We start from the raw sequence: 21,185 nt of genomic DNA, 5'->3' as shown, positions 1-21,185 counted from the left end.
CACATGGGCTTCGTTATTGCCGTTTCTGCGGTCGCAAGAAGCTTTAGCAAACAAGCGCTGGCAGTGGTCTGATTTTTTAACCAAAAAAAGGTTATCTACACAGAATAGCGAATACCTACTTCAACAAAATCTGCATACTCCGGAGATGAAGCCCGTGACTCAAGAAATTAGAGCGATAACGGAAGACGTGCTGAACGCATGCACGGACTTATACATTGAAGTATTTAACCAGGAGCCTTGGAACGATAGCTGGACGGAAGATACCGCATTGAAGCGGCTGCGGCATATTTCCCTTACACCGGGCTTTGTGGGATTCAGTCTGTATGAGAAAGGGGAATTGGCCGGGTTCGTCGCCGGTTACCGGGAGCAATGGTTCGATAGCGAGCACTTCGACCTGGTGGAATTCTGCATCCGAACAGGCAGGCAGGGAAATGGGTACGGCAGTGCTCTTCTGCACCACCTGGAACAGCATCTGAGCCATATTGGAGTCAGCCGGATTTACTTGTTGACGATGCGCGCAGGGCAGGCGGAGGCCTTTTATAAGAAAAATAACTACGATGTGAACGGACATATGGTTATGATGGGCAAGAAGCTTGGAGCGGGCAAGTCTTAGCCTGGATAGGGACCTTACCGCAATAAGACGAAGGAGGCTGTTATGGAGCTGAATCACGAAGACTTGAGCTTTCAAGCTCATATTTCCTTTCTTTAACAGGATGCCGAGCTCCTCCCCATCACCAAGGGATATTCCAGTGATCGTAAATATCTGGTTCGCAAGGCGGGCCAAAGCTATCTCCTCAGAACCTTCGATAGTCAGCAGAATACAGCCAAGCAGATGGAATATCAGGCATTGGAGAAAATGAAGGAGCTCCAGGTCCGATGCTCGAGGCCGCTGGAGTTCGGCAGCATCCCGGCTCTTCGAATCGGGTATATGCTCTTGACCTTCATAGAGGGCCAGGATGCAGCGGAGGAGCTGCCTGGTTACTCGAGTCAGGACCAGTACCGGATTGGCTGCGAAGCGGGAAGCGAATTGCTTAAGATGCATCGGTACCATGCCCCGGCTCATATCGCATCCTGGTATGACCGGAAGGTAAGCAAGCATAAGCGCTATATGGAAGCGTATCTCAAGCTTGGTGTCAGGATCAAGGGAGATGAGCTGATCATTTCGTGGATCGAGCAGCATCTGCACTTGATGAAGGGACGGCCGAATCGGTTTCAACACGATGATTTTCATGTGAATAATCTGATCACCCGTGATAAGCAGCTTGCCGGTGTCATTGATTTTAACCGCTGGGATTGGGGTGACCCTGTCCATGAGTTTTTAAAGGTAGGAATGTTCAGCGCGGACGTCAGCATCCCGTTCTCTATCGGTCAGATCAGGGGCTACCATCAGGGGCAAGAGCCCGATGATCTGTTCTGGAAGCTATACTCGCTCTATATGGCGATGTGTATGATCTCCTCCGTGGTCTGGATTATCCAGGTCAAGCCGGAGGAGACCACGATCATGATGGACAAGATCGATAAGGTGTTAGACGATCACCGATACTTCGAATTAGCGAAGCCCGCCTGGTATGCAGAGGATGGCATCTTGTGATGAGGGGAAGGGAACTGAGATGATCTATGTAGTCAGACATGGACAAACCGATCTGAACAAGGATGGCCGGCTGCAGGGCAGACAGGGCCTGCCGTTAAATGAGGAAGGCATTCGGCAAGCGGAGGCGCTGCGAAGCAGGCTGGGGACCATCCGTTTCGATGCAATCTTCTCCTCTCCACAGGAGAGGGCGGTGCAAACGGCTGAGATTGCGACCGGCCAAACGGCAACGATTGATGCCAGGCTGGATGTCTTCGGACTGGGCGAGGCAGACGGGCTGAAGAAAAGCGAAGTGAAGCTGGCCGGAGCGATTCCCGATCCTCGTGTATATCAAGGCGTTGAAGATGTTCAAGCGTATGCGAACCGGATATTCGGGTTTATGCAAGACCTGGAGAGGGAGTACGGCAACGAGGATGTAAGGATTTTAATATCCGGCCACCGGTGTACGACAGGCTGCATCGGAGCTTATTTCGATGGCCTGCCCGAAGACGGCAACATACTAAGATATTCCTCTGACAACGGAGACTATAAAATCTACTCATTCAAGCGAGGATAATGATATGATCGTTTCACTTGTTGCAGCGTTCTCAATCAATCGGGTTATTGGCAGGGATGCGGAGATTCCTTGGCGCATACCAGGCGAGCAGTCGAGGTTCAAGGAGCTGACAATCGGCAAAACCATCGTGATGGGAAGGAGAACCTACGAGTCGATCGGCAAGCCTCTGCCCGGCCGAAGGACGATTGTCGTATCTAGAAGCCAGGACATCAACGCAGGGCCTTCCTGCCTAACGGTCAGATCGCTGGACGAGGCTTATGCTTTGTTGAAGGATGAACCGGAAATTTTTATTGCCGGGGGCGGCGAGATTTACAGGGAAGCTCTGCCGCATGCGCGTAAGCTGTACTTAACGGTTATCGAGCGGGAGATCGAGGGGAATATTTATTTCCCGGAGTTCGATGAGGATGACTTTGAGGTGACTTACCGGCAGCGGGTCGAGGGAGAGATTCCTTATACGTATTACACGTATGAGAGGTATGGAAATGTTAGGGATGCTTTTCGCGGATAAATGAATTTAAAACAAATATGCTATTACCATCTTTTGAAGGTAGTGGTATATTTGTTTTTAATATTTCATAGAAGGTGATAGCAATGAACGTACTCATCCGTCAATTACACGAACAAGATCCTGAGGTGATCTCGGGGGCATTTCAAGACCAGGGCTGGAACAAGCCTGCCAGCCTCTACCGGACATATCTTGAAGAGCAGCGGAGCGGTCAGCGGGTACCCATCGTAGCTGAAGTGGACGGCTGCTTTGCCGGGTATGTCAATGTGTTGTGGAAGTCGAACTATCCGTCGTTCCAGGAGCAGGCGATACCGGAGATTCAAGATTTCAATGTGCTGATCCAATACCGTCGTCAAGGGATCGGCTCCAGGCTCATGGATCGGGCAGAGGAGATTGTCCGAGAACGGTCGCCGGTTGCCGGTATCGGAGTCGGCTTATTCTCCGATTATGGGCATGCCCAGATCCTGTATGCCAAGCGCGGCTATGTCCCGGATGGCCGGGGGATTCACAATGGCAGCGGCTATGTACAATACGGTGAGCAGGTACGGATCGACGATGATCTTACCCTCTATTTAACGAAGCAATTGAACGAATCATCGCAGAAGGGGAGGCTTTCAACATGAAGGATACAACAACTCTATACCTCGTGCGGCATGGACAAACGGAATGGAACGTGGAGCATCGCATGCAGGGGCATCAGGATTCTCCCTTGACCGAATTAGGCATCAGGCAGGCGAATTGGCTAGGAGATGCTCTGCAAAACGAACGGATCGACACGGTCTTCTCCAGCACTAGTCGGCGGGCTGTTCGAACGGCTGAGCTTATTCGTGGAGCTAGAGAGCTGCCTGTTCAGGAAAGCGACGAATTTAGAGAGATCAATCTGGGTATCTGGGAAGGCCGGACCCAAGCTGAGGTTAAGGAGCTATTCCCTGTGCAATTCGATCAGTTCTGGAGTGATCCGGAGGCCTTTCAAGTGGAGGGGAGCGAGACCTTCCGGCAGGTCCGAGAACGGGCTGCGGCCAAGCTGGATGAAATATTACAAGCCCATCCTGGCCGTTCGATTCTGCTGGTCACACATACGGTTGTGGTAAAGCTTCTCATGGCGTATTTTGAGAATCGGCCGATGAATGAGCTCTGGAATCTCCCTTATATTCATCCGGCTTGCTTGTGCAAAATCGAAGTGCGGAACGGCATACCGGAAATTATCTTGCATGGAGACATCGGGCATTACCGTGAGGAAGCCGTAGAGGGCTGAGCCGAACGTCGCCTGTGAGGCGGAGTAGGTTCTCATTGAGCGGAAAACGCAAGCAGCTGACGATCCCGATTCCGATATTTTCATTCCAATGTCTATTTGCGGCTATGTTGGTCGTAGGAACTCCGCATACCCCGGCCCAGCTCTGAAGAAACGAAGCCCAAGGAGGAATCCGCCGATGAATAACGACTGCCTGGGATGCCAATTGGCCAATGGGGAACTGCCGGCTCAAGTCGTGTATGAGGATGAACGAGTTGCCTGTATCCTGGACATCGCTCCGATCCATGAAGGGCATATCCTGATCCTGCCCAAACAGCATTACTTGGATGTGGATGATCTGGATGAAGCCACCTCAGCCGCTATCATGAAGACCTCGGTTATACTAGTGAGGGCGTTAAAGGCTGCTTTTCACCCTGACGGCATCACCATTATGCAGAACGGCGGGAAGTTTAACGATCTCGGGCATTACCATATGCACGTGTTCCCGCGATACGAAGCGGACGGATTTGCCTGGGTAGAGCCGGAGGATGTTCATAACCACAAGGATCGCTTACAGGAGACCGGAGAGAAACTGCGCAGCATCCTGTTGAAGTAATCTTATCCGGCTGCACCCGGAGTGCAGGGCTAAGATGTGACTTAAGACATCGGGTTTCTTAGACCTGATGTCTTTTATTTGTCTATGCGGCTGATCAACCAACAATTAACTTTAACGTTTCTTTAAAATCTCCCTTTATAATAAAGAACTAGGGAAGGAAGGGTGATGCAGGTTGGAGAGAAACATCTTGATCGTCGAAGATGATTCGAAGATAAGAAAGCTTCTTAAACTATATTTGGAAAGAGACGGATATGACGTGCTGGAGGCTGAGAATGGGGAGGAAGCCCGGGAGATTTTCTTGAATTTTGATCCCTGCTTTGTCATCACAGACCTGATGATGCCCAAGCTTAGCGGGGAAGACTTGTGCCGATGGATTCGTCTCGAACTCAAAAGCGATATACCGCTCATCATGCTAACGGCCAAGATTACGGAAGCTGAGCGGATCGAAGGACTAGAGATGGGGGCAGATGATTATATCATCAAGCCGTTCAGCCCTCAAGAAGTGGTCACGCGCGTGAATACCGTGCTCCGGCGGGCCTCTAACCGATGCAGCAAGATCAGCTACAAAGGCTTGACCATCAAACCTTCGTACGGAGAAGTCAGCTATCACGGAACTGCCATTTCTCTGACTCAGCATGAATTTAAATTACTGTACTTCCTTATGAGACATCCGAATCAGATCTTATCGCGGGAGCAGATTTTGGGCGAGCTGTATCCGAACGAAGAGAAAAGTGTGATCGACCGCACGGTGGATGTTCATGTGGGCAAGCTAAGGGACAAGATCGAAACGTCTTGCGAAGCACCGCGTTATTTCGAAACCGTCCGTGGAATGGGGTACCGCTTTGTCACGCATTAAGCAGCTCCAAATCTGGAAGCAGCATGTCACCTGGAAGTTAATCGGGGTTAACGTTCTGGTCATGCTTATTGTTATCTGGCTTGCGGGTGTGTCGGTCAAAGATTTTGCCTGCGTGCTTGTGGCCAAGTATCAGCTGGTTGGAGAAGAGAGGAATTTCTTCTTCCAACGAACGATGCATTTTTATCTGATCCGGGCCAGCTTGCTGGCGATTATAGTGGCGGCTATCATCCATTTCGTGTTCATCAAGAAGATCTTATCTCCGTTAAAACGATTAACTCAATCGACGCGCCAGCTGATGGCAGGATCTTACCCGGAGCCTATTGAAGCATCGTCAGAGGACGAGATTGGCGAGTTGACCCGGCATTTTAATGCATTGACGTTGACCTTGAAGCAGACGGAAGACAACCGCAGACGCATGCTGAGCAATGTGTCTCATGATCTTCGCACGCCACTGAGTAATCTGAACGGTTATCTGGAGGCCTTGGGCAGTGGCGTGATCGTGGGGGACAAGGACTTATACCTGTCTCTGCTGGAGGAAACTCAACATATTACCCGGCTCGTGGAGCAGTTGCATCAGCTCTCTGTATGGGAAGACCGGCAAGCAGCAAGTATGAGCTATAGCCCTATTCAGATGGATGAATTGATAGTCCGGAGCACGCAATCGTTTCAGATGGAGCTGCAGAGCAAGAATATGGAGCTAGAGCTATCTCTAGCGAAAGAAATCGTCACCGGTGATGAGGATGGATTAAGACAGGTATTAAACAATCTGATACAAAATGCCATCAACTACAATGCAGGGCGTATGATTTGGGTGTCCGGCGTCATCGAGCCTCTGCATTATCGGGTCACGGTCAGCAATGTGGGTGATCCGCTGCCGGAAGAACTCCAGGGACTTGTTTTTGAACGTTTTTATCAAGCGGATCCATCCAGACACCGGGGAGAAGCGACCCAAGGAAGCGGTCTTGGCTTGTCCATAGTGAAGGAAATCGTGAAGAAGCACGGGGGCAGTGTGGGGTTAAGCTCAGAGAATAACAAGCATTCATTTTGGGTGACGATCCCGCGCCATTCATGAAAGGCAAGGCAGAGCGCAAGCATCTGCCTGTACTCTAATCATTCCGAAAGACGGCCTACAAGCGGATGTTCTTGCTTGATGAGCCGTTTTTTTTTGTTACTTTATCATTTCTTTAAATAAGGCAGGTACTCTGTTCTAGAAGGAGGCGGAGGGCTTGCACAATATACAGATCGGTGCCTTAGTCCTGAATGGACAGCTGGTTCTATACCTGATCTATGGGGCAGCAGGCTGGCTGGTGCTGCAATACCGGCTTCGGCACAGGCCGGAGCGGAGTGTCATTGTCTCTTATGCAGGGAATGCTTTCTGGCTGTGGGTGATCGTGTGGAAAGCGAGCTTTGTGCTGTTTCATCTAGCTGAATTCATCCATCAGCCCGTCTCTCTGCTGTATTTCGATGGAGGGGCGCGCGGGAAATGGATGGCTAGCCTGATCGCAGCGGCCTATACGGGGTACCGGCTCTCCAAACAGAAGCTGCCTATGAAGGTATGGATCGACATAGGGGCTTGGTTTGCTTTGGGCTGCTGGCTGGTCTATCACATCTTCTTACTGGTATTGGGCGAGGAGCCCTACGGGTTGTATGTCGTGAACGCTGTCGTGGCTGCGGGGCTGCTGATAGCTTTATGGATATCCCGGAAAGGAAGTGCCTATGAGTAACATCACGATAATCGTAGCTTTTGCGGCGGGAATGCTATCCTTTCTGTCACCTTGCGTATTCCCGCTCATTCCCGCTTACGTGTCCCATCTAACCGGCTCATCCTTTCAGGATGGCAAGCTGATCGTGCATCGCGGCAAATTGATCGCTCAGTCCCTTAGTTTTATTATCGGGTTCAGTTTGATCTTTATCGCGATGGGCGCTTCAGCAAGCTTTATCGGCCGCTTCTTTGCCCAAGAACGCGACCTGGTCCAAAAAATTAGCGGTCTGCTGATCATTGTATTTGGTCTGCAGATGGCAGGCTTCCTGAATCTTCGTCTGCTGATGTCCGGGAAAACCTGGGAAACCAAATCGGATATGAAGCGCGGGGCTATCCGCTCCCTTCTGACAGGGATCGCATTTGGCGCGGGATGGAGTCCCTGTGTAGGACTGGCGCTATCCTCGATCTTACTGCTGGCCGGATCGACGGAGACATTGTGGAGCGGGATCGGGATGCTAGCCGTGTATTCACTCGGATTGGGAGTTCCGTTCTTATTGATTTCATGGCTGCTGACGTACTCGATGAACATTATGAAAAAAATGAATGGGTGGATGCCCTTTCTATCCAAAGTCAACGGCTGGCTGCTTATCGGAATGGGATTGCTGTTGTTTACCGGACAACTGCAGCGGATCAGTGCATGGCTTGCCCGGTATACGTTCTGGGACATCCAGTTTTAACGGAGGGAGATGATGAGGATGAAGAAAGGCATGCTTGCGATCCTTTTTATAGCGGGGCTCGTCGTGTATGGAGGGTACGATTATTATAGCAAGTCTGCTATGGATACGGGTAAAGCCGTGGAGGCGGGGGACTTGGAGACAGGTACTCAGAAAGGGCAGCTTGCGCCGGATTTTGTATTGAATGACTTGAAGGGGAATCCCGTTCATCTGTCTGATCTGGAAGGCAAAACGGTGCTGGTCAATTTCTGGGCGACCTGGTGTCCGCCGTGCCGAGTAGAAATGCCCCATATGCAAAAGTTTTATGAGGATTATACAGCAAAGGACGTTGTGATCGTAGGCGTTAACTTGACGCATACGGAGGAGAAGCGGGATAAGATCCAAACCTTTGTGGACGACCAGCAGCTTACGTTCCCTATCGTCATGGATCTCGATGGAAGTGTCACGCAGCAATACCAGGTTGTCGCGTATCCGACCACGTACTTGTTGGACGCAAGGGGCGTGATCCGGGAAAAGTTCCGCGGAGCCATTAACTACGAAATCATGAAAGATGCCGTTTCCAAACTAAGATAAATAGAGGCATGTCCCTATCACCCAGCAGCTCCGGAAATCATTTCCGGAGCTTTTGTGACGGCAAATAGCCGAATGATTAGAGATGGTATAAAATGGGTTTAATGGTTGTCTCAAACTCGGAGGTGTGGTTGGATGAAGGATCTCCTATTGGACGTTCTATCTATTTTATTCCCCATTCTATTCTATCAATTTGCATCGTTGACGAAGTGGATTCCAACCGGAAGCTGGAAGGACCGGATCGGACTCGGGGTCGTGTGCGGAATTGCGATCATCTCCACGATGCTTTTCCCTGATACGATCTCGGATGACATTAGCGGGGATTTAAGAAATATTCCGCTCATTCTGTCCGTATTGTATGGCGGGTATATGTCCGGAATCGTGTCCTTTCTTTGTCTGCTGCTTGTGCGAGGTTGGATGGATGTAGAAGGGCTGATGCTTGCCATATTTACCGCGGTGACTGTGCTTGCGCTGTCATCCTTGTTTCGTCCTCGCTTTGCTAACCGCTTACCTGCGTGGAGATTTATCATCGCGATCAGTTTATCGTCGGTTTCGTCGGTGATTTCCTGGTACATCTCATCCCCACAAGACTCGCTCTTGGAAATGACCTTTATCCAAATTGCTCTCATTCATCTGGCTGCGATGTGCATGGCCGCTTTTCTCATAGAGGTTACCCTTCAGACCAAGCGGCTGCAAGAACAAGTCATGTCCTCGGAAAAAATGAACCTAGCCAGCCAGTTGGCCTCATCCGTGGCTCATGAGATTGGGACGCCGTTAACCGTGGTTAAAGGTTTTTTGCAATTGGCCGCGGGCAGCTCGGAAGGTAAACATAAAATGTACCTTGAAACGTCCTTGGCTGAGCTGGGCCGTGCGGAGTATGTCATCAATGATTTTCTCAATTATGCCAAGCCGCAGCTGGAGAAACCCGACACGCTATCGGTCGCGGACCTATTCGAACAAATCCAGCATTCTGTATCCTCTCTGGCTTGTTTGCACCAGGTGGAGGTTGTTATCGAGGTGACAGAAAAGCTGTGGATTCAGGCAGATCCGTTCAAAGTCAGGCAGGCGCTTGTGAATATTCTCAAAAATTCCATTGAGGCTTCCATAGCGGGAGGAAAGGTTAGCTTACGGGCTTGCCGCGAGTCTGACCGGGTCCATATCCAAGTGAGCGATGCCGGAGAAGGCATGACAACAGAACAATTGACGAGGTTAGGAACTCCGTTCTACTCGACCAAAAATAACGGCACAGGTCTTGGATTGATGGTGGCTTTCCGAATTATTCAAGCTATCGGAGGGCATGTGGAGTATACAAGTAAGCAAGGAAAGGGGACGGATGCGATCATAAGTCTGCCGATGGTGAGAGAGCCATAACCAATTTAGAGCTCGAACATCTTGTTGTAAGGCAAGACTTTTTCTCTAGACCCACATGAATGTGGTTTTGTATAATGACACGGTACCCGAGCGGATGAGAAATTCTTCCTGAGGACACCTTAAGACAGAATGTCTAAGGCGGATTCGTTGCTGGGAACAGGAATCATTCAAAGCCTCGATTTTTTCGACATGCGGGGCGCGAAGCTTGATGGAGGAACGGGTTAATGGAATCAACGAACAAACAATCTACTTTTGCAATTTGGATCAGTCTGATCAGCAATATTGTATTAACCGCCATGAAGCTTGTGGTGGGACTGCTTTTTGGCAGCCAGGTGCTGATCGCGGATGGCGTTCACAACGCCGGGGATGTTTTTGCTACCGCGGCGGCACTTATTTCCATGATCATCTCCAAGCGACCGCCGGATAAGGATCATCCGTATGGTCACGGTAAGGCGGAGGTCATCGGTGCCGGCATCGTAGCGGTTGTCTTGATTCTGGCCGGCGTGTATATGGGGTATCACTCAGTCATGGCTCTGATGGAGCCGCCTCATGAAGCATCGGTCCTCGTTCTAATCGTAGCGGCGATCTCGCTGATCTGGAAGCAATGGTTGTACGTATATACAATACGGATCGGCAAAAAAATCAACAGCAGCGGACTTATCGCAACTGCCTATGATCATTTGGCCGATGTGTATGCGTCTCTTGCTGCTGTTATCGGTATCGGCCTGGCGATGCTCGGAGAGGCTTACAACATTCATATTCTGAAATACGGCGATCCCGTGGCGGGGATTATCGTGGCCTACTTCGTCCTCAAGCTGGCGATTCACATGGGACGGACCTCGATCGATGTGCTGATGGAAAAGAACATCGATGATGACAAGATGGCAGAAATTTATCAGATCGTGCGTTTGGTGCCGGAAGTCAAACGAATTGACCGCATCCGGGCACGGGAGCATGGCCACTATATGATGGTTGATGTTAGGGTAGGGATTCCGGCGGAGCTCAGCGTGCAGGAAGGTCACGATATTTCCCGGAGAATCAAGCAGGCCATTCGAGAGCAAAACCCTCTTGTAGAAGAGGTTCTCGTTCATCTCAACCCATGGTACGAGACGGACAGTATCGATGATGAAAATCAGGGGAATAACCAGGATACCCGCAAGTAGAGGAAGCGGAGTCTGCCAAGCAGACTCCGCTTTTTTGGTGCGCTTCCAGATGAACCGCTTCTGTAGATTGCCGGTCAAGGCTTGGCCGGCGGAGGGGACGCTGTAGACTGACGCTGTAGCAGCCGGGTGGGTAGCAGAATTTTCTGCTTCTCCGGATTTTTGCTCGAGATGACGGAGATCAGCAGCTTGGCCGACTCCATACCGATGGCCTGCTCCTCTTGCACGATGACGGTCGGAGGCGTCTTGGACAGATTCGAGAATTCGAAGTCGTCGAAGAAGGTGACGGACAATTCCCCGGGAATCGAGCGGCCCATCTTGGCGGCTGCTTCGAAGACGGACTGGCCGACTCCGGAGTTCTCCGCGAAGACGGCGGTCAGCTCCGGATTATCGTTCAGCAGAGCGATGATATCGTCAATCCTCGAGACCTGAAGGCGGTGACGGTGCAAAATCGGAATGCCTTCATCGGCCAAGGCCTTCTCATACCCGGCCAGACGTTCCTCGGTACTTGCTGTTGACGGCGTACTGGCGGATACGAACGCGACGGCCTGGTGCCCTAGGCTCAGCAGGTGCTGGGTAGCCATATAAGCTCCGCCGGCATGATCGGAGCAGACGCAGTGGGTGGACAGACCGGGCAAGTCTCGGTCGATCAGCACAATGGGAAAGCCCGACATCGTAAGCTGCACAATCTCCTCGTTATATTTCTCCCCATCTACGGGAAATACGAGCATGCCCGCCACACCCAGGGCCAGCGCTTCGCGGATCAGTTGTTTTTCCTTCTCCTGTGATCCCCTCGAATTCGAGAAGATAACCTTATAGCCTGACTTCCCAAGCTCGTCCTCAATGCCATTCAGCAGCCGCGCCGTAAAGGAATTATCCAGGTATGGAGCGATATATGCGATCAAGGAACCAGGAGCAGCGGATTGTTTCGTATAAAGAAGGGGCTCCCCCCCAGTCTCGGCAACGAAGGAGCCTCGTCCTTGTATTCGATAGATCGTACCGTCCTCGACCAGGCTGTCCAGCGCATGCTTAACGGTAATCCGGCTGACGCCGAATTGGGTGGCCAGCTCATTCTCCGAAGGAAGCCGGTCATCGGCCTTCAAATGCTTGTGTTGGATCAGATCCATGACGTAGGCTCGGATCTGCATATAGTGAGGAATGCGTTTTGATGATGATTTGTCCAATGCTGACAACCCTCTCAGTTTAGTTAAGCGATAGAAAAGCCTTGCATGTTGTATTACAAATATACAACTTGATTGCGTGGTTGTAAATATATTGTTGACCAGTTGAATTGATGATGATAATATCATTTATACAAGATGTATACATGTAATAATAAATGTATACAAATATACAACTGGAGGCGCGGAGTGAAACAGCTAACCGCTCACATCATCTCTCATTCTCACTGGGACCGGGAATGGTATATGCCTTTCGAGAGGCACCGGGTCCGCTTAATTGAGCTGTTGGATCAACTGCTTGACCTGGCTGACTGTGATCCTGACTTTCAAAGCTTCCATCTCGACGGTCAGACGATCATCCTGGAGGATTACCTCCAAATCAGACCTGAACGAAAGGAAGCACTCCTGCGGCTGGTTCAGGCCGGCAAGCTGCATATTGGTCCCTGGTATATTCTGCAGGACGAGTTTCTTACCAGCAGCGAGGCCAATATCCGGAACTTGCTGATCGGCCATCGCGATGCCCGGGAATACGGGGCCGTCTGCAAGGTAGGCTATTTCCCGGATTCCTTCGGCAACATGGGGCAGGCTCCGCAAATTCTCAAGCAGGCGGGTATGGATAATGCGGTGTTCGGCCGCGGCGTCAAGCCTGTCGGCTTCAATAACGAGGTCGCAGGGAATTATGAATCTTCATACTCCGAGATGATCTGGAGATCGCCCGACGGCTCTGAGGTGCTCGGCATTCTCTTCGCCAACTGGTACCACAACGGGATGGAAATTCCGGTCGATGCAGAGTCGTCTGAGCGGTACTGGCGGGATCGGCTGGCAGCCGCGAAGCAGTATGCTTCCACGCCGCACTTGTTATTCATGAACGGCTGCGATCACCAGCCGCTCCAGACCGATCTAACCGCCGCGATCCGGACGGCGCAGCAGGTGATGCCGGATGTGCAGTTCGTGCACTCCAGCTTCCCCGCGTATATCGGAGAGCTGAAGAAAGCGTTACCATCCGATCTGTCCACCATACATGGGGAACTAAGAAGCCAGCGCACCGACGGCTGGTTCACACTGGTTAATACGGCATCCGCCCGCGTGTATATCAAGCAGGCGAATCAGAGGACGCAGACGTTGCTGGAGAAGGTCGCAGAGCCGCTGGCCGCCTTCGCCTACCGGTATGGAAGCGCTTATCCGCATCACCTGCTGGACTATGCGTGGCGGACACTGATGCAGAATCATCCGCATGACAGCATCTGCGGCTGCAGCGTAGACGAGGTGCACCAGGAGATGATGGTCCGATTTGCCAAGAGCGGCCAGGTGGCGGAGGAGATGATCGGGGAGAGTCTGGCTTATCTGACAGCCCGCATGGATACCGCTGCCGTCTTTGGCCGGTATGAAGATGCACGGCCGTTCGCCGTATTCAATACATCCGGCTGGGACCGGAGCGGCGTGCTGTCGGTGGAGCTGGAGCTTCAGAGGATCTCGCTTGACAGATATGACCGGGAGGAGGCGGTCCGCCAGCTCAAGAGCCTGCCTATCCAAGGGCTGCGCGTGATCGACGAGCACGGGGCCGAGCTGGAAGCGCAGCTGGAGGATCTCGGGATCGGCTTCGGCTATACGCTTCCGAAGGATAGGTTCAGACAGCCGTACCTCGCGCGCAAGGTACGGGTGACGCTGCTGGCTGAGCAGGTCCCGGCCTCGGGCTACCGGACCTATGCGCTGCTTCCGTCGGAGGATGGATATTCGGAGGTGGCGGCAAGCGTGGCCGTCGAGCAGGCGGCTGGCCAGGTGCTGGATGCGGCACCGAGCGAAGCGCAGAGTCCGTCACCGGTCACACATCGGATGGACAACGCTTATCTGACCGTGGACATTCAGGACGACGGCTCGCTTCATATGACGGATAAGCGCAACGGACGGCACTATGAGGACCTGCATGTGTTCGAGAATGTCGGGGACATCGGCAATGAATACATCTTCCGCCAGCCGGACGGGGATGAAGCGATCACGACCAAAGGGAAGCCGGCGGATATAAGGCTGGTAGAGCGATCCGGGCGAAGGACGGTGTATGAGATCCGGTATGCGCTGATCGTGCCTGCCTCCGCAGATGAGAAGCTTGACGAGGAGATTCGCGAGTTTGTTCCGTTTCTGGAGAGAAGGGCCGGAAGAGGACAGGAGCATGTGGAGCTTCAGATTCGCTCGGTTCTGACCTTGGAGAGAGGGGCGGCGAAGCTTCAAATTCGCACCTCGCTGAACAATCAGGCCAAGGACCACAGGCTGCGGGTTCTGTTTCCAACGGATACGGCAACGGAGATTCACCGGGCGGATTCGGTCTTCGAGGTGGCAATCCGGGATAATGTGCCCGCACCCGAATGGATCAATCCAAGCAACTGCCAGCATCAGCAGGCCTTCGTCAATGTCAGCGATGACGACGGGGGACTCACGGTCGCCAATCACGGTCTCAACGAGTACGAAGTACTCCGCGACGGGCGGAATACGATCGCTCTGACCTTGCTTCGCTCGGTCGGAGAGGTAGGAGACTGGGGCGTGTTCCCGACGCCGGAGGCCCAGTGTCTCGGCGAGCACGTGCTCGAGTATGCCGTGCTTCCGCATACGGACGACTCGGGCAGACTTCAGACCTTCGCCGCCGCCTACCAGGAGCAAGTGCCGTGGGTAACCCGCCAGTTGGAGCTGACGGAGGGTGAGCTGCCCGCATCGTTTAGCTTCCTGGATTGGTCCGGTCCGGGACTGGCGCTGTCCGCCGTGAAGGTCAGCGAGCCGGGCGGCGAGGCCGTCTTCCGCTGGTTCAATATGACGGCCGAGAACGTCGCGCTTACCGTATCGGCTGACGGAGTGACAGGCTGGTATCGAAGCAATGTACTGGAGGAGCGGGGTGAGCGGATCGGAGAGGACGGTCTAACGGTCAAGCCGTATGAGATCGTGACGATCGGCGCTGAGCTGTAGCTCGCAAACTCGGAAAGACAGGCAAGTCGAACGCCACACTGGAGCCGGCGTTCGACGGGCCTCCTGTTTGAATCCTTGGGAAATGAGGTGTCATGATGTCAGAAGCAACGCTGGGGGTGCGACCCCAGAAAAGAAAAAATACGCTTCTCCAGAACATCTGGAAATACAAATTCATGTATCTGCTCTTTATTCCTTCGATTATTTATTTTATTGTATTCGCTTACATCCCCTTCTATGGACTGACGATTGCGTTCAAGAAGTACATGGCCTTCAAGGGGATTATGGCCAGTCCTTGGGTGGGATTGGATAACTTCAAGTACATTTTCACGTCAGATAAGTTTTTCACGGTGCTGAAGAATACGATTATCATTCATATGTACGGTCTGATCTTCGGCTTTCCGATCCCGATCCTGTTCGCCTTGCTGCTGAATGAAGTCAAGTCCATGGCGTTCAAGAAGACGGTGCAGACCGTTACCTACTTCCCGCACTTCTTGTCCTGGATCGTCTTCGCCGGGATCGCGATCAACTTCGTCGGCCCGACTGGGGTCATCAACACACTGCTCACGGGCGCGGGCTTGCAGCCGATCGAGTTTCTGACCAATACCCAGCTGTTCCGGCCCGTTCTGATCGTTACCGGTATCATCAAGGAATTTGGCTGGGGGGCGATCATTTATCTAGCCGCCATGTCCGGGATCGATCCGGAGCTGTACGAGGCGGCGCGAGTCGACGGAGCTCGGCGGCTCAGGCAGATCTGGCATATTACCCTGCCGGGGATGCGGCCTATTATTATCCTGATGTTCGTGCTCAACCTCGCGAGCATGCTGGACGCCGGCTTCGATCAGGTGTTCAACATGTATAATCCTTCGGTCTATGAGGTCGCAGATATTATCGACACGTACGTCTACCGGATCGGGATGCTATCCAATGATTACTCGGTCGCGACGGCGGTAGGTATCTTCAAGGGAGTCGTGAGCTGCGTGCTGATTATCTCAGCCAATGCCTTCGTCAAGAAATGGGAAGGGAGGTCGATGTGGTAAATGAACGCGCGTTCTTCAAAGTCAACATCCGCCTCCTCTCTCAGCCAGAATCCCTGGTGGGCCCAGCTTCTGATCTATCTGGCGCTGACGCTGCTCGGCTTGATCACCTTTATCCCGATTCTGAACGTGATCGCCATTTCCTTCAGCGAAGCGTCGCAGATCCGGCTCAATCCGATGATGCTGTTTCCGAAGCAGCCGACCCTCAGCGCGTACGGATATATATTCGGCACCTCGGTGCTGACCCGTTCCTTCCTGATCACGGTATGGGTTACGGCGGCAGGGACCTTCTTCAATCTGTTGTTCACCAGCGCTGCCGCCTATGGGCTGTCCAAGTCCAAGGTTCCCGGCTACTCGTTCTTCACCTGGCTCATCATCATCCCGATGCTGATCGGCGCAGGCCTGATTCCATACTATCTGCTCGTCAAAAATCTCGGCCTGGTCGACTCGCTATGGATCTTCGTTGTAAGCGGTTTAGTTTCGCCGTTTAATTTCGTCCTGATGCGCAACTTCTTCTGGTCGATCCCGGAGGCGCTGGAGGAATCGGCTTCGATCGATGGCGCTTCGGAGATGACGATTTTATGGAAAATCATTATTCCGCTCTCGAAGCCGGTACTGGCTACGGTCGGACTATTCTATGCAGTCGGTCACTGGAACGACTACTTTACCGGCCTGATCTTCATCAACGACAGCTCCAAGTGGCCGCTGCAGGTGGTGCTCCGCTCGATCATCATCGATCAGAACATGATGAATATGGGGGCTCTGCCCCAGATTATGGACCCTTCCAAGATGGTCGTCACTCAGGAGAATATCAAGGCGGCTGCCATCATGTTCGCGATCGCTCCGATCATGCTGGTGTATCCGTTCCTGCAGAAATATTTCGTCAAGGGCATCATGATCGGTTCGGTCAAGGGCTGATCCGAAGAGGACGGCCATGAATAACGGATTCTCATCAATTCATATATGGAGGCTGGTAATTGTATGAAACAAATCGTTGCGCCCATGATGGCTGCTGTGCTGACCCTCGCGACAGTCGGCTGCTCGACCGATTCGGCACCTGCTGCCGGGAAGCCCGGTGAGTCTGGCGGTCAGGTCACCACCTTCTCGTATCTGCGTCCCATCTGGGGACCCGCCACCTATCAGAAGGGAGGTCCGTTCGAGAAGGAGCTGTTCGAGAAAGCCAACGTCAAGATCGATGTGCAGATCATCCCGGTGACCGACTACGACACGAAGGTCAAGACGATCATCGCCGCCGGCAAGCTGCCGGATGTGATGTGGGGCTCCGGCCCGAGAGACAAGTTTTTCCTGGAGACGCAGGAGCAGGGCGCTTTCTTGAAAATCAACGAGTATCTGGACAAATACCCGGCTGTCAAGCAAGCGGTTCCTGCCGCGATCTGGGATATGCTCAAGGACAAGGACGGCAATATCTACTTTATCCCGAACACGCTGAATCCGGATGTGCAGTTCATGCTGTATTACCGTCAGGATTGGTTCGAGAAGCTCAATATCCCGGAACCGAAAACAATCCAGGACCTGGAGGATGCGCTGCAGAAGATCAAGGATACACCGATCAACGGGGAGAAGAAGATTCCGTTTACGGGCAATGACATGTGGAGCATGAAGGATCTCGCTACGTCCTTCGGAGCCAGCTTGAACGGCTGGCAGCCGGCCAAGGGCGATCCGAACCGGCTGGTGCAGTTCTTCCAGGCTCCCGAGCAGATCGACTTCTACTTCTGGATGCAGGGGCTTAGCAAGAAGGGGCTCATCGATCCGGACTTTATCGTGAGTCCGAACTCCAGTAAATCCATCGATAAGTTCAAGTCCGGCAAGGTTGCCGTTACCCCTTCCCATTACAATGAATATGGGGCTATTGTGAATGATGTCCGGAAGGTCGAGCCTGGGGCAAAGGTCGGCATCATTTCCCCGCTGACCGGTCCTACCGGCATCAAGGGCGGCGTTCGTTCCGTGCTGCCCATTGACCGGGGCTTCTATCTCTCCGCCACGGCCAAGGACCCTGAAGGGATCTTCCGGTACCTGAGCTGGCAGTTGACGGAGGGACACGATATGATGAAGTACGGCGTGGAAGGCAAGAACTACGAGGTGAAGAATGGCAAGAAGCTGTCTTTCGCGGAGGATAAAATCCCGGATGATTACAAGCGTCCGCAGATGGAGCCATTCTGGACGCTGATTCCGTTCAGCGACGCGGGGATTGTCGATTGGGAGCGCAACCGCGACTGGATGACCAGCCTGGGGCTCTCCGATCTGTATGACACGTATAAGAGCAAGTATGAGGAGTACGCCAAGAATTCCTTCCCGGATTACCGGAATCCGTTCATCCGCAGCCAGACCGACGACAGCCTGGGCTCCAAAATATTCGAAGACAATATGAATACGCTGGTCAGCGGCGTGGTGATCAATCACAAAACAACCCGGGAAGACTGGCAGAAGAAGACAGATGATTGGCTGAAGGCCGGAGGCAGCAAAATTCTGGAAGAAGTCAATGCTAATCAGAAGGATAAGTCCAAGCCGATGTATAAATAACCGATTATTGCGGAGTCCATGAAGCGGACTCCGCTTTTTTGATGTGCTGATGAGGGCAGAGCTAAGATCAGAGTCATTCAAGCTAATTAGCCGATCCGCAGATCGACTAGTCGGGCGCGTACGGGACACTCCCGGATGCGCCCTATTTGCTTGAAGAGACAGGGACATCCTAGTAAAATATTCTAAAAGCTGTTATTGGAGGAGGCTGTTCAGAATGATGGAACAACAGGTTTTCCGTTAAGTCCGCGCTCCGCCGTTCATGACCGAATTGATGGTTCTCTACATGAAGAAGAGGAGGGGAATGAAGGAGAGATTCCTTCTGAACTTATGAACATCCATATTCGGCAAATGACGGCTCAGGATCAAGACCAACTGATCGATATCGAAGAAGCCTTTATTGTGGACTCGGCACTGGTCTTGTCGCTCAAGGATCATCGGCTTGCATATACGGTACAAGAACGGCCCCATTATGTGAAAAGGTATGCGGAGGATTCCCCAGACGCAGCAAACACAGAGCATTCAGCAGAGGCTGCTGGGGATCTCGATAGCGCGGACCGGGTCCTTTATGTGGCGTTCTCCGGCGGTCGGGCGGTCGGAAAGCTCGTTTTGAGGCGTAACTGGAATCGGTATGCTTATATCGAGGATATTCAAGTGGATCAGCACGTCCGGAGGCAGGGGATTGGACGGCGTCTCATGGAACAAGCCAAGCAATGGACAGTGGAGCAGGAGCTTCCCGGCATCATGCTGGAGACCCAAAACAACAATGTTGGCGCGTGCCGGTTGTACGAGAGCTGCGGCTTTGTCCTGGGCGGATTCGATTCTTTCTTATACAAGGGCTTCAATAAGCACAGCGATGAAATTGCGCTTTTCTGGTATTGGCTGCGGGAATAGCCTCTTCGATTCACCCGTTCCAGGAGGAGCGGGACGTGAGCGCATATATCCAGCGTGTCAGAGCTTTACCGCCGGATGCAATCTTTGGACGGCTAGTCCCTGGGAGAAGCAATAGCAAGAAAGAGGGCACACCGGCTAGGTGTGCCTTTCAGCGAATACAGGCAAAGGAGCGGGCATTATGCAACAAGTAACGGTATCCGCTTACGACCCGCTTTGGGCGGACCAGTATGAGGCGGAAAGCAAGCAGATCGTCCAAGCCCTGGATGGCATTGTAATAGGAATGGAGCATATCGGGAGCACAGCAATCCCAGGTTTAGCAGCGAAGCCGGTCATTGATATGATGGCAGGTGTGCAGCTTCTGGAGGATGTCACCGATCTGTATAAGGACAGGCTCCGGGAGATTGGTTATGAATTCGTCGATCATGCCCACTTCCCGGAAAGAAGGTTTTTCCGCAAGGGACAGTGGCGGGCGGGGACGCATCATCTGCATATCTATGCGTACGGTAGCGATCACTGGAATAATCAGCTCTTATTTAAACAATATGTGACGAAGTACCCCGAAGTCTTGGAGGCTTACAGCGAACTGAAGAAAGGGTTGGAGGCACGGCACAAGGCGGACCGGGTGGCCTACACCGAGGCCAAAGCGCCATTTATTGAGGAGATCTTGAGAAAAGCGCGGCTGGAAGCTAATTCATGCAGCCAATCGTGAAGGAACATTCAGGCGAAGCATCAGCTTCGCTTATTTGGCGTCGTTTGCCAGGGTAGAAAAACAAGCCCGAGGGGATTCCTCGGACTTGGATAGCTCGTACCCGTTATAAGGTGGGAGAAGCGCGCTGTATCTACTTTAACCCGGAAGTCGTGTAGTTCTCGATAATATGCTTCTGGAAGATGATGAAGATGATAATGATCGGAGCGACCATCAGTGTGGCTCCAGCCATCTGCAAGGCAAAGTTCTGGTTGGACTGGCTTCGCATCAGGGCCAAGCCGACGGATAAGGTGTAGAACTTCTCGTCGTTGGCGATAATCAGCGGCCAGAGGAAGCTGTTCCACCCGGCGATGAACGTCAGGATGCCTTGTACGGCCAGGATCGGCTTGGAGATGGGCAGCACGATCTGCAGGAAAATACGCAGCTCGCTGGCTCCTTCCAGTCGGGTCGCTTCGAGCAGCTCATTCGGGATCGTCGCCATGAACTGACGGAACAGGAAGATGCCGAACGCTCCGACCAGAGCGGGGAGGATGATGCCCGGCATGGTGTTGGTCAGGTTCATCGAGTTCAGGATGAGGTACACGGGAATCATGGTAACCTGACCCGGAATCATCATGGTTGCCAGCACCAGATAGAAGAGCGGGTCCTTCCCCTTGAACTCGTACTTGGCAAAGCCGAACCCTGCCATGGCATTCAGGAGCATGCCGACGAACGAGAAGGCGACAATGATAAGCGTATTCCTGAGATAGACACCGAAGTTCATGCTGACGAACAGCTTTTCCAGGTTAGCTAGTGTAAAGACCTTCGGCCATAGAGTAGGCGGGATGCTGAGCACCTCGCTGTCTGTTTTGAAGGTGGACAAGACCATCCAGATAAACGGCAGCAGCATGAGCAGCCCGAATACGGTCAAGCAGATACCGGCGAGCCATTGGAACAGTCGGTCGTTTTTCCCCGATCCGACAGGCTGATTTTGTAGAGATTTTGCAGACAT

General features: G+C 52.6%; 22 protein-coding genes. 20 read left to right on the top strand and 2 right to left on the bottom strand.

The features are described 5' to 3' along the window. The first annotated feature begins 154 nt into the window (after positions 1–154). The 14 genes from WMW72_RS07075 (at position 155) to WMW72_RS07010 (ending at position 10,892) form a co-directional block, all read left to right on the top strand. On the top strand, positions 155–613 hold the full coding sequence (locus WMW72_RS07075; protein ID WP_341414731.1) for a GNAT family N-acetyltransferase: 459 nt from the start codon (positions 155–157) through the stop codon (positions 611–613). A 117-nt stretch (positions 614–730) separates the two neighbouring features. Beyond that, positions 731–1,591, top strand: a complete 861-nt coding sequence (locus WMW72_RS07070) for an aminoglycoside phosphotransferase family protein (protein WP_341414906.1) — start codon at positions 731–733, stop codon at positions 1,589–1,591. Between the two features lie 19 nt (positions 1,592–1,610). Then, on the top strand, positions 1,611–2,144 hold the full coding sequence (locus WMW72_RS07065) for a histidine phosphatase family protein (RefSeq protein WP_341414730.1): 534 nt from the start codon (positions 1,611–1,613) through the stop codon (positions 2,142–2,144). A 4-nt stretch (positions 2,145–2,148) separates the two neighbouring features. Next, positions 2,149–2,652: a dihydrofolate reductase gene (locus WMW72_RS07060; RefSeq protein WP_341414729.1), complete on the top strand. Its 504-nt coding sequence runs from the start codon at positions 2,149–2,151 to the stop codon at positions 2,650–2,652. A gap of 83 nt (positions 2,653–2,735) precedes the next feature. Next, the gene (locus tag WMW72_RS07055; RefSeq protein ID WP_341414728.1) at positions 2,736–3,272 is read left to right on the top strand and encodes a GNAT family N-acetyltransferase; all 537 of its coding nucleotides are present in this window, start codon (positions 2,736–2,738) and stop codon (positions 3,270–3,272) included. Then, positions 3,269–3,904 carry a histidine phosphatase family protein gene (locus WMW72_RS07050; RefSeq protein ID WP_341414727.1) on the top strand — a complete coding sequence of 212 codons (636 nt, stop codon included), beginning with the start codon at positions 3,269–3,271 and terminating at the stop codon, positions 3,902–3,904. The genes WMW72_RS07055 and WMW72_RS07050 overlap by 4 nt, the downstream gene beginning before the upstream one ends. 175 nt (positions 3,905–4,079) lie before the next feature. Continuing rightward, a complete protein-coding gene (locus WMW72_RS07045; RefSeq protein WP_341414726.1) occupies positions 4,080–4,496 on the top strand; it encodes an HIT family protein in 417 nt (138 codons plus the stop codon). Positions 4,497–4,668: 172 nt separating this feature from the next. After that, positions 4,669–5,352: a response regulator transcription factor gene (locus WMW72_RS07040; RefSeq protein ID WP_341414725.1), complete on the top strand. Its 684-nt coding sequence runs from the start codon at positions 4,669–4,671 to the stop codon at positions 5,350–5,352. Next, complete coding sequence (locus WMW72_RS07035; RefSeq protein ID WP_341414724.1) at positions 5,339–6,424, top strand: sensor histidine kinase; 1,086 nt, start codon at positions 5,339–5,341, stop codon at positions 6,422–6,424. The genes WMW72_RS07040 and WMW72_RS07035 overlap by 14 nt, the downstream gene beginning before the upstream one ends. A gap of 154 nt (positions 6,425–6,578) precedes the next feature. Continuing rightward, positions 6,579–7,076, top strand: a complete 498-nt coding sequence (locus tag WMW72_RS07030; RefSeq protein WP_341414723.1) for a hypothetical protein — start codon at positions 6,579–6,581, stop codon at positions 7,074–7,076. Beyond that, on the top strand, positions 7,069–7,791 hold the full coding sequence (locus WMW72_RS07025) for a cytochrome c biogenesis CcdA family protein (RefSeq protein WP_341414722.1): 723 nt from the start codon (positions 7,069–7,071) through the stop codon (positions 7,789–7,791). The genes WMW72_RS07030 and WMW72_RS07025 overlap by 8 nt, the downstream gene beginning before the upstream one ends. A gap of 18 nt (positions 7,792–7,809) precedes the next feature. Next, the gene (locus WMW72_RS07020) at positions 7,810–8,361 is read left to right on the top strand and encodes a TlpA family protein disulfide reductase (protein WP_341414721.1); all 552 of its coding nucleotides are present in this window, start codon (positions 7,810–7,812) and stop codon (positions 8,359–8,361) included. Positions 8,362–8,493: 132 nt separating this feature from the next. Next, positions 8,494–9,729, top strand: coding sequence for an ATP-binding protein (locus WMW72_RS07015; RefSeq protein WP_341414720.1), 1,236 nt, complete (start codon positions 8,494–8,496; stop codon positions 9,727–9,729). A 224-nt stretch (positions 9,730–9,953) separates the two neighbouring features. Further along, the gene (locus WMW72_RS07010; protein ID WP_341414719.1) at positions 9,954–10,892 is read left to right on the top strand and encodes a cation diffusion facilitator family transporter; all 939 of its coding nucleotides are present in this window, start codon (positions 9,954–9,956) and stop codon (positions 10,890–10,892) included. Positions 10,893–10,966: 74 nt separating this feature from the next. Here the strand turns inward: WMW72_RS07010 and WMW72_RS07005 are convergent, their stop codons facing one another. Further along, positions 10,967–12,037 carry a LacI family DNA-binding transcriptional regulator gene (locus WMW72_RS07005; protein WP_341414905.1) on the bottom strand — a complete coding sequence of 357 codons (1,071 nt, stop codon included), beginning with the start codon at positions 12,035–12,037 and terminating at the stop codon, positions 10,967–10,969. A 222-nt stretch (positions 12,038–12,259) separates the two neighbouring features. On the opposite strand from WMW72_RS07005, the gene WMW72_RS07000 reads away from it, so the two are divergent. The 6 genes from WMW72_RS07000 (at position 12,260) to WMW72_RS06975 (ending at position 20,197) form a co-directional block, all read left to right on the top strand. Continuing rightward, the gene (locus WMW72_RS07000; RefSeq protein WP_341414718.1) at positions 12,260–15,022 is read left to right on the top strand and encodes an alpha-mannosidase; all 2,763 of its coding nucleotides are present in this window, start codon (positions 12,260–12,262) and stop codon (positions 15,020–15,022) included. Positions 15,023–15,114: 92 nt separating this feature from the next. After that, positions 15,115–16,059, top strand: coding sequence for an ABC transporter permease (locus WMW72_RS06995; protein ID WP_341414717.1), 945 nt, complete (start codon positions 15,115–15,117; stop codon positions 16,057–16,059). Beyond that, the gene (locus WMW72_RS06990) at positions 16,060–16,974 is read left to right on the top strand and encodes a carbohydrate ABC transporter permease (protein WP_341414716.1); all 915 of its coding nucleotides are present in this window, start codon (positions 16,060–16,062) and stop codon (positions 16,972–16,974) included. 63 nt (positions 16,975–17,037) lie between these two features. Further along, positions 17,038–18,597, top strand: a complete 1,560-nt coding sequence (locus WMW72_RS06985; protein ID WP_341414715.1) for an extracellular solute-binding protein — start codon at positions 17,038–17,040, stop codon at positions 18,595–18,597. Between the two features lie 327 nt (positions 18,598–18,924). After that, positions 18,925–19,488: a GNAT family N-acetyltransferase gene (locus WMW72_RS06980; RefSeq protein WP_341414714.1), complete on the top strand. Its 564-nt coding sequence runs from the start codon at positions 18,925–18,927 to the stop codon at positions 19,486–19,488. Between the two features lie 178 nt (positions 19,489–19,666). Next, positions 19,667–20,197, top strand: a complete 531-nt coding sequence (locus tag WMW72_RS06975; protein WP_341414713.1) for a GrpB family protein — start codon at positions 19,667–19,669, stop codon at positions 20,195–20,197. 130 nt (positions 20,198–20,327) lie between these two features. Here the strand turns inward: WMW72_RS06975 and WMW72_RS06970 are convergent, their stop codons facing one another. Next, the gene (locus WMW72_RS06970; protein ID WP_341414712.1) at positions 20,328–21,185 is read right to left on the bottom strand and encodes a carbohydrate ABC transporter permease; all 858 of its coding nucleotides are present in this window, start codon (positions 21,183–21,185) and stop codon (positions 20,328–20,330) included.

The sequence above is a fragment of the Paenibacillus filicis genome, from assembly GCF_038070315.1.
Classification (GTDB): domain Bacteria; phylum Bacillota; class Bacilli; order Paenibacillales; family NBRC-103111; genus Paenibacillus_G; species Paenibacillus_G filicis.
The sequence above is the reverse complement of the archived record's forward strand: the minus strand, read 5'-3'. Positions and strand labels throughout refer to the sequence as shown.

Excerpts from the sequence above, each read along its gene's own strand:
- WMW72_RS07065 (WP_341414730.1), top strand. The coding sequence starts at position 1,611 with ATGATCTATGTAGTCAGACATGGACAAACCGATCTGAACAAGGATGGC.
- WMW72_RS07060 (WP_341414729.1), top strand. The coding sequence starts at position 2,149 with ATGATCGTTTCACTTGTTGCAGCGTTCTCAATCAATCGGGTTATTGGC.
- WMW72_RS07055 (WP_341414728.1), top strand. The coding sequence starts at position 2,736 with ATGAACGTACTCATCCGTCAATTACACGAACAAGATCCTGAGGTGATC.
- WMW72_RS07050 (WP_341414727.1), top strand. The coding sequence starts at position 3,269 with ATGAAGGATACAACAACTCTATACCTCGTGCGGCATGGACAAACGGAA.
- WMW72_RS07045 (WP_341414726.1), top strand. The coding sequence starts at position 4,080 with ATGAATAACGACTGCCTGGGATGCCAATTGGCCAATGGGGAACTGCCG.
- WMW72_RS07025 (WP_341414722.1), top strand. The coding sequence starts at position 7,069 with ATGAGTAACATCACGATAATCGTAGCTTTTGCGGCGGGAATGCTATCC.
- WMW72_RS07020 (WP_341414721.1), top strand. The coding sequence starts at position 7,810 with ATGAAGAAAGGCATGCTTGCGATCCTTTTTATAGCGGGGCTCGTCGTG.
- WMW72_RS07015 (WP_341414720.1), top strand. The coding sequence starts at position 8,494 with ATGAAGGATCTCCTATTGGACGTTCTATCTATTTTATTCCCCATTCTA.
- WMW72_RS07010 (WP_341414719.1), top strand. The coding sequence starts at position 9,954 with ATGGAATCAACGAACAAACAATCTACTTTTGCAATTTGGATCAGTCTG.
- WMW72_RS07005 (WP_341414905.1), bottom strand. The coding sequence starts at position 12,037 with ATGCAGATCCGAGCCTACGTCATGGATCTGATCCAACACAAGCATTTG.
- WMW72_RS06995 (WP_341414717.1), top strand. The coding sequence starts at position 15,115 with ATGATGTCAGAAGCAACGCTGGGGGTGCGACCCCAGAAAAGAAAAAAT.
- WMW72_RS06990 (WP_341414716.1), top strand. The coding sequence starts at position 16,060 with ATGAACGCGCGTTCTTCAAAGTCAACATCCGCCTCCTCTCTCAGCCAG.
- WMW72_RS06985 (WP_341414715.1), top strand. The coding sequence starts at position 17,038 with ATGAAACAAATCGTTGCGCCCATGATGGCTGCTGTGCTGACCCTCGCG.
- WMW72_RS06980 (WP_341414714.1), top strand. The coding sequence starts at position 18,925 with ATGAACATCCATATTCGGCAAATGACGGCTCAGGATCAAGACCAACTG.
- WMW72_RS06975 (WP_341414713.1), top strand. The coding sequence starts at position 19,667 with ATGCAACAAGTAACGGTATCCGCTTACGACCCGCTTTGGGCGGACCAG.
- WMW72_RS06970 (WP_341414712.1), bottom strand. The coding sequence starts at position 21,185 with ATGTCTGCAAAATCTCTACAAAATCAGCCTGTCGGATCGGGGAAAAAC.